The organism is Bifidobacteriaceae bacterium, assembly GCA_031281585.1.
Classification (GTDB): Bacteria; Actinomycetota; Actinomycetes; order Actinomycetales; family WQXJ01; genus JAIRTF01.
This window is the reverse complement of the sequence record JAITFE010000082.1, coordinates 1-6,863: the sequence shown is the minus strand read 5'-3', so window position 1 is coordinate 6,863 and position 6,863 is coordinate 1. Positions and strand designations below refer to the sequence as shown.

Genomic DNA, 6,863 nt, shown 5'->3' with positions numbered 1-6,863 from the left:
ACCCGCCGAGTGTAAGTTCCCATCTGGCGCGGACCGCCGAATGTAGGTCCCTATCTTTGGGCAATTCCCGTCTTCCCTGGTCACGAGCTTGGCGCGCGAACCGGAGCAGATGAAATGGTACATTCGCGCGCCCAGTCCAGACAGGGATCTACACTCGCCGCCCCAAGCCAGATGGAATCTTCCAGTCGCCGCCGAATGTCGTCTTTTGTCTGGTCATCCACAGGGCGACGGTTTCAGCCAAGCCAGGGGCGGCCGGGCCTAGAACAATCGGCCTATGGATCAAGATCGATTCGCCTGGATCAGAAAGACGCAGGCCGGGGTGTTCACCAGGAACCAGGCGCTGTCCTGCGGCATCAGCAGCGACCGCGCCACCAAATCAATCAAGACGGGAGCGTGGACGTCGGTGGCCGGCCGAGGCTACGTGATCAACGGACAGCCAATCGGCCTTGAACAAGCCGCGTGGGCGGTAACCCTGTCCGCGCCGGGCGCCGTCCTGTGGGGGCCGACCGCGTTCAAGCTGCGGCATCCCCAGGCGCCGGCGCCGCAGCTCGGGTTCGTGACAGTGGCGCGCCCGGGCGGGAGACTCCGACTTGCGCGGGTCATAGTGCGCCGCATCGCTTTGGCGCCAACCGATTGGTCCACCCACCGCGGGTTGGCCGTGCAGGAGTCTGCTCCCGCGCTGATGGACGCGCTCGCGTGGCTGCCTCAGGACTCCGCTGACAGGTTGTACGCCTGGGCTCTTGCGCATGACGCTATCCACCCCGACACTTTCGGGGAGCTAATCGCGGCCCACGCGGGCCGGCGCAACCACCGCCGGTTGATTGGGTACGGCGAATTGATCAGGAGCGGCGCCGGGTCGGTGGGCGAGTTGCGGTTCCAGGCGATCTTGACCCGGGCTGGAATCACCGGTTGGAGCGCCAACGCCAGGGTCAGGTTGCCAGACGGGTCGTTCGCCCGCGCCGACATCCTCTTCGCGGAAATCAAGCTGGTGGTCGAGGTAGACGGCTGGTCCGCCCACGGCTCCAAAGACGCGTTCCAGCGCGACCGCGAGCGCCAAAACCGACTCATCGCCGCTGGCTACAGGGTGCTCCGCTTCACGTGGCAGGACATAAACGAACGTCCCGACCACTGCGCCGACCAGGTCCGGCAGTGGCTGTCCTGATCACAGGTCTAGGCCGTAAACAATGGTCCGGCCCGCCGGGGTGAAGCCGAAGTCCTCCAGCATGGCCAGGCCGCAATGGGACATGGCCGGGTCGACGGTGACGGTGGCGAAGCGGCGGCCCTCGTCGGCGAACTGGAGCAGCGCCCGGCCCAGCAGCGCGCGCCCAATCCCGCGTTGGCGGTACCCCGGCGCCACCGCGAACCGGTGGATGGTGGCCTGGGAGCGCGGGGCCATCTTTGAGGCCGGGCGCTCGATCATGGCCAGCACGTAACCCGCGACCCTCTCCTCGGCCGGGTCGAAGGCGATGCAGCTGAGCTCCGGCAAGTACTCCTGCCAGCGCCGCTCCCACAGTTCCGGGTAGATCGGGCCCGGCGCCCACGCGTTCCTGGTCGCGTTGTTGTGGGTTTGGCGGACCAATTCGGGGTCGATCTTCTCCAACGGCCGCAGCCTAAGGCCGGCGGGCATGTCCGAACACGGGATGGGCGCCTCCAAGTCCCGCCGCATCCGGTAGACCGACCGCAAAGGCGAGAAGCCGGCGGCCATCAGCAGGCGGCGCCGGTTCGCGGCCGATTCCGCCACATACGCGATCATCCGGGCCGGCCCGTCGCCGGGCAGGCCCGCCAGGATCTGGCGGCCGCGTCCCTCTTGCCAGGCCATCAGCGATCCGCCGATCCCCCTGCCCGACCAAGTCGGGTCGACCACGCCGTGCGCCACCAGCACGTTCGTCTCCGGCCACAGGTGGAGGAAACCGGCGGTCCGAAGCACGCCCGCCCGGTCGAACCCGCCCAGAGTGGCGATGCTCGCCCCCTGGGTCATGTGGGCCAACGCCACCAGGGTCGGCACCCGCTGGTCGACGGCCGCTTCGACGGTCTCTTCCTGCGAGTTCATCAGCGGAACCAGTTGTGCCTCGTCGGACGGCCGCAGGGGGCGCCACAGCAATTGATGGCGCGGCGAGGGGGTGGACACGTCGAGGGGCGCGCGCACCCGCTCGGCGATTGGGATGCCTGACGGGTGGTGGGGTGGGATTTCCACGCCCCAACCTTAGCGATCGCGAAACGCGCTTGGCGAACCGAACACGGGGTTTACGCCATGGGCGGTGCCCGGATGCTCAGGCGTCGATCAACTCGCGGTCCAAACCGGCGGCGCCCTCGATCAGGAAGTCGCGCCGGGGCCCCACTTCGGTGCCCATCAGCAACTCGAACGTCTGCTCGGCGGCCGCCGCGTCCGTCATGGTGACCCGCCGCAGCGTCCTCCCGCGCGGATCCATGGTGGTCTGCGCCAGCTGGTCGGCGTCCATCTCCCCCAGGCCCTTGTAGCGCTGTACGGGCTGGGAGTACTTGCGCCCCTGTCGTTCCAGTTTCGCCAGCAGCGCGTTCAGTTCCCGTTCCGAGTAGGTGTAGACCGCCTCGGGGCCGCCGGAGGAGCCCCGTCCGCCTGAGACCAGCACCCGGTGGAGCGGCGGCACGGCCGCGAACACCCGCCCCGCCTCGACCAGGGGCCGCATGTACCTGAAGAACAGCGTCAACAGCAAGGTCCGGATGTGCGCGCCGTCCACGTCCGCGTCCGTCATCAGGATCACCTTGCCGTAGCGGGATTGCTCCAGGTCGAAGGTGCGCCCGGAGCCCGCCCCGATCACCTGGATGATCGCCGCGCATTCGGCGTTCTTCAGCATGTCCGTGATGGAGGCCTTTTGCGTGTTCAGGATCTTGCCCCGGATGGGCAGCAGCGCCTGGAAGTCGGATTGCCGCGCCAGTTTGGCGGTGCCGAGCGCCGAGTCCCCCTCCACAATGAACAGTTCCGACCGCTCCACGTCCGAACTGCGGCAGTCCGCCAGCTTGGCCGGCAGCGAGGAGGTCTCCAGCGCGTTCTTCCGCCGCGAGATCTCCTTGTGGGTCCGCGCCGCCACCCGCGCCCGCATTTCCGCGACGATCTTCTCCAGCGCCAGGAAGGACTCCGCCTTCTCGTCCCGTTTGGTCGAGGTCAGCCGTTTCGTCAGGCCTTTGGCGACTATTTTGGCGACGATGCCGCGCACCGGCCCCGTACCCAAAACCTCCTTGGTCTGGCCCTCGAATTGGGGTTCGGCGAGGCGGACCGCGAGCACGGCCGTCAAGCCGGCCAGCACGTCGTCTTTCTCCACCCGCTCGGCCCCGCCGGTCTTCCCGCCGGTCTTGAGCCGCCGCGAATTGGCCTCCACCTGCGCCCGGATCGCCTTGAGCAGGCCTTGTTCGAACCCTTGCAGGTGGGTCCCGCCTTTCGGCGTGGCGATGATGTTGACGAACGATTTGACGGTCGGGTCGTAGCCCGTCCCCCAGCGCAGAGCGACCTCGACCTCGCAGGTGCGCTCGACTTCGGTGGGCCGCAGGTGTCCATCCTCATCCAGCGCCTGGACCGTCTCAACAAACGTGTCCTCCCCTTTGATCCGCCAAACCGACTGGATGGGCTGGTCGGGGGCCAGATACTCGACGTAATCGGTCAAGCCGCCCGCGTGCTGGAAGACCTCCTCGACCGGCTCCGCGCCCCGCCAGTCCCGCACCGTCAGCTTGAGCCCGGGCACCAGGAAGGACGTCTGCCGGGCGCGGTCGCCCAGCGCCTCCAGCGAGAAAGCCCCGGGTTCGGGGAAAATCTGCGGGTCAGGCCAAAAGCGCACCCTGGTGCCGGTGACCCCTTTGCGGACGCGCCCGCCCACCTCCAACAGGGAGGCGTCGGTGAACGGCGTGAACGGAACGTCCGGGCCGAGTCCGCGAGCGTCATCGTACACACCGGGCTCACCCCGGTGGAAACGCATGACGTGCAGCTTCCCGCCGCGCGCGACCTCCGCGTCCAACCGGGCGGACAGCGCGTTGACCACCGACGCGCCCACGCCGTGCAGGCCGCCGGCGGCGCCATACCCCGACCCGGCCCCGCCGAACTTCGCGCCCGAGTGCAGCTTGGTGAACACCACCTCCACGCCGCTCAGCCCTGTCTTCGGCTCGATGTCCACGGGGATGCCCCGGCCGTTGTCCTGCACCTCGACCGACCCGTCCGGGAACAGCGTCACGTCGATCGCGTCGCAGAAGCCGGCCAGCGCCTCGTCAACCGAGTTGTCGATGATTTCCCACGCGCAGTGCATCAAGCCGCGCGCGTCGGTGGACCCGATGTACATGCCGGGCCGTTTGCGCACCGCCTCCAGCCCTTCGAGGACTTGCAGGTGGTGCGCAGAGTATTCGGGAGCCTTGACTGACACGCCTAGCAGTCTAGGGTCCGCCCCTGACACCCAGACGTGAGGCTCGCCCCGCGCGCCCGAAGCCGCCAGTGCCGTCCGGCGCGGTCAAGCGTGGGATGATCCACTGATGGTGGAGATGACGCCTGAAGAGTTCGAGGAATGCGTCGGCGAGGCCCTTGACGCAATCCCCGAGGAGTTCGCCGCGCTGATCAAGAACGTCGTGGTCTTGGTCGAGGATCACCCCCCGCCGGACCAACCCCAAGACCTCCTGGGCCTTTACGACGGGACCCCGCTGACCGAACGGTACGGCGACGGCGGCATCGGCGAATTGCCGGACCGCATCACCATCTTCCGGCTTCCCACCTTGGCGATCAGCGAGACCAAGGAGGACGTGGCCGACGAGGTCGCCACAACCGTCATCCACGAGGTGGCCCACTACTTCGGAATCGAAGAAGACCGCATCCACGAACTCGGCTGGGGCTGACCCGCGCACCGGCTCGAGCCCGTTGGTAGAGTTGCCACTCATGCCTCTGACCCGTTTCCCCCCAAGGCGTCACGCCCTCGTCCTGGCCTTCGCCCTGGCGGTTCTGCTTCCCACCGGTTGCTCGAGCGGCGGCTCGACTACCGCACCCGGTCCGTCCACCGCCGAACCGAGCCCGGCTCCGGTCGCTCCGGACAAGGCTGGCTGCATCGGACGGATCGCCCAGGTCGACGGAAAGGACTATGCGGTGATCGATTGCGAGATATTTCCGGAAATCGTGCCAGACGGAGCCGACGACCGGGTCATCAGTTGCGACGTCCTCTCCTACAACCCGGACTACCGGAACTGGGAAGGGCGGGGTTTCAATTTCACGGTTCCCGAAGGTTATCCGGGACGGACCGAACCGCCATACTTCGGATTTTACCTAACCTACTCATATGTCCAAGAAGGCGTCATGTACCTATACGGCTGGGAACTGCTGTCCAATTCGCCGCGCGGCTTCTGATCCCCCGCCGCGATCGCCGTCGTTTTTCAACGCGCCCCCGGGGATCGGAGATATTTCCCCGAGCAGCGGCAGGGTGAAGCTCAGCCGGCCGCGCCCTGAGGGTTCCACCGCCTCGGCCGCGGTCAGGCGGGCGCGGTAGCACGAAACCGAGCCCCGCCCGGGCGCCGATTTGCGCCACCGGCACATCGGAATCCCCCAACTCGGCCATCGCCCGCAAGAAGGCGCGGTCACCGGCCGACAGGTCGGCCAGAGTGGGTTCGTGGACCAATTGGTTCGCGAATTCGACCGCCCGCGGCAAGGCGGACTTGACCCGCGCCAGGTCAATCTGAACGCTGCCGGGGCTTCTGCCCACAGTTCGCAGCCGACCACTTGGATAAGGAACGGATAGCCCCGGACCGCGCGCACGGCCAAGTCCAGCGCCTCGCGCGAGATGGATCGCCCAGCCAAGGCAATCGGCTCGCCAGGGGCGCTCGCCACCAGCGCGTCTGGAACCCGGCCGAGTTTCCAAAGGCGGGCGCGGCGCAGAAAGGCGAGCACGTCATCGTGCAATATGGCGTTGACCGCGGCGGGCAGGTCGGCGGCCGCGACCGCCACCGGCAAGCCCTCCCGAAAGGCGTGCTGAATGGCTTGGAAGAACTCGGCCACGTCTTGCCGCTCCGCCCGGTGGACCTCGTCAAGGGTGAGGAAGACCCCGCTCCCGCGCCGGGACAACGCCGAGGCGAGTTCGGTCAGCTGAGACCGGAGAGACGGTTCGACGGGTGCGGGCCCGTTGAGCTGGCGGCTGACCGGGCCGCCGAAGCCCATCGCGCTGGCCGCCACGGCGGTCGCGCGGTTCGACTCGCCCGTCACGCCCTGGCGCGACGCCAGCGCAGGCAGGGTGGTCGCCACCAATTCCCTGACCAGCCCACGCCGTGCCGTTTCAGACACGATCACCCAACCGACTTCCCGCGCCACGTCTTCGAGCGCGTTCAGCAGAACCGTCTTGCCCGTCCCCCGCGCCCCCGTCGCCAGCACCGCCCGACCGGGGTGGCCTGGACCTTCCCAACAAGGCGCGGCGCACCTGCGAAGTCTCCGCGTCACGGCCCGCCAGGAGGCGGCGGACGGCGCGCTCGCACCCCCCGCAGCCGAGGAGTACAAGCTGTGGGTGGGGACTTTGGACGATGCCGTCGAGTGACCCGGCTGCGCAGCCCGGCCCCGCGGAACCAAGACTGGGCGAGATCTGGCTGACCGCGTTCGGGGCCGGGCGCGCCGGCGAGCCGACCAAGACGCGTCCCGCGCTGATTCTGTCCGCGCACGGCCAGCACAGCGGATCTCCGTATGACCTTGTGGTCGTGGCACCCATCTCCGCGACCATGGCGCCCACACTCTCCCGACCCGCCATCGCCGCCACGGCCGCCAACGACCTTGAGGCCGACTCGGTCGTGGTCGCGAGGGCGCTGCGATCCGTGTCCACCGGGAAGCTGTTCAAGAAACTGGGGGCGGCCGAGCCGACGGCGGTTGCGGCTGTCCGCGA

7 protein-coding genes are annotated in these 6,863 nt (G+C 68.1%); 4 read left to right on the top strand and 3 right to left on the bottom strand.

Translation table 11 applies throughout. The features are described 5' to 3' along the window. The first annotated feature begins 274 nt into the window (after positions 1–274). The gene (locus tag LBC97_09535; GenBank protein ID MDR2566275.1) at positions 275–1,162 is read left to right on the top strand and encodes an endonuclease domain-containing protein; all 888 of its coding nucleotides are present in this window, start codon (positions 275–277) and stop codon (positions 1,160–1,162) included. Here LBC97_09535 and LBC97_09530 read toward each other — a convergent pair whose 3' ends face one another. Next, complete coding sequence (locus tag LBC97_09530) at positions 1,163–2,194, bottom strand: GNAT family N-acetyltransferase (protein ID MDR2566274.1); 1,032 nt, start codon at positions 2,192–2,194, stop codon at positions 1,163–1,165. Between the two features lie 76 nt (positions 2,195–2,270). Then, positions 2,271–4,385, bottom strand: a complete 2,115-nt coding sequence (locus LBC97_09525) for a type IIA DNA topoisomerase subunit B (GenBank protein ID MDR2566273.1) — start codon at positions 4,383–4,385, stop codon at positions 2,271–2,273. A 106-nt stretch (positions 4,386–4,491) separates the two neighbouring features. On the opposite strand from LBC97_09525, the gene LBC97_09520 reads away from it, so the two are divergent. Next, positions 4,492–4,848, top strand: coding sequence for a metallopeptidase family protein (locus tag LBC97_09520; protein ID MDR2566272.1), 357 nt, complete (start codon positions 4,492–4,494; stop codon positions 4,846–4,848). A gap of 40 nt (positions 4,849–4,888) precedes the next feature. Beyond that, positions 4,889–5,350 (top strand): hypothetical protein, encoded by a 462-nt coding sequence (locus tag LBC97_09515; GenBank protein MDR2566271.1) that lies wholly within the window; start codon positions 4,889–4,891, stop codon positions 5,348–5,350. Here the strand turns inward: LBC97_09515 and LBC97_09510 are convergent. Then, a complete protein-coding gene (locus LBC97_09510; protein MDR2566270.1) occupies positions 5,306–6,364 on the bottom strand; it encodes an ATP-binding protein in 1,059 nt (352 codons plus the stop codon). The genes LBC97_09515 and LBC97_09510 overlap by 45 nt on opposite strands. A 146-nt stretch (positions 6,365–6,510) precedes the next feature. On the opposite strand from LBC97_09510, the gene LBC97_09505 reads away from it, so the two are divergent. After that, a partial coding sequence (locus LBC97_09505) for a type II toxin-antitoxin system PemK/MazF family toxin (GenBank protein MDR2566269.1) occupies positions 6,511–6,863 on the top strand: 353 nt, incomplete at its 3' end.

Excerpts from the sequence above, each read along its gene's own strand:
- LBC97_09535 (MDR2566275.1), top strand. The coding sequence starts at position 275 with ATGGATCAAGATCGATTCGCCTGGATCAGAAAGACGCAGGCCGGGGTG.
- LBC97_09520 (MDR2566272.1), top strand. The coding sequence starts at position 4,492 with ATGGTGGAGATGACGCCTGAAGAGTTCGAGGAATGCGTCGGCGAGGCC.
- LBC97_09515 (MDR2566271.1), top strand. The coding sequence starts at position 4,889 with ATGCCTCTGACCCGTTTCCCCCCAAGGCGTCACGCCCTCGTCCTGGCC.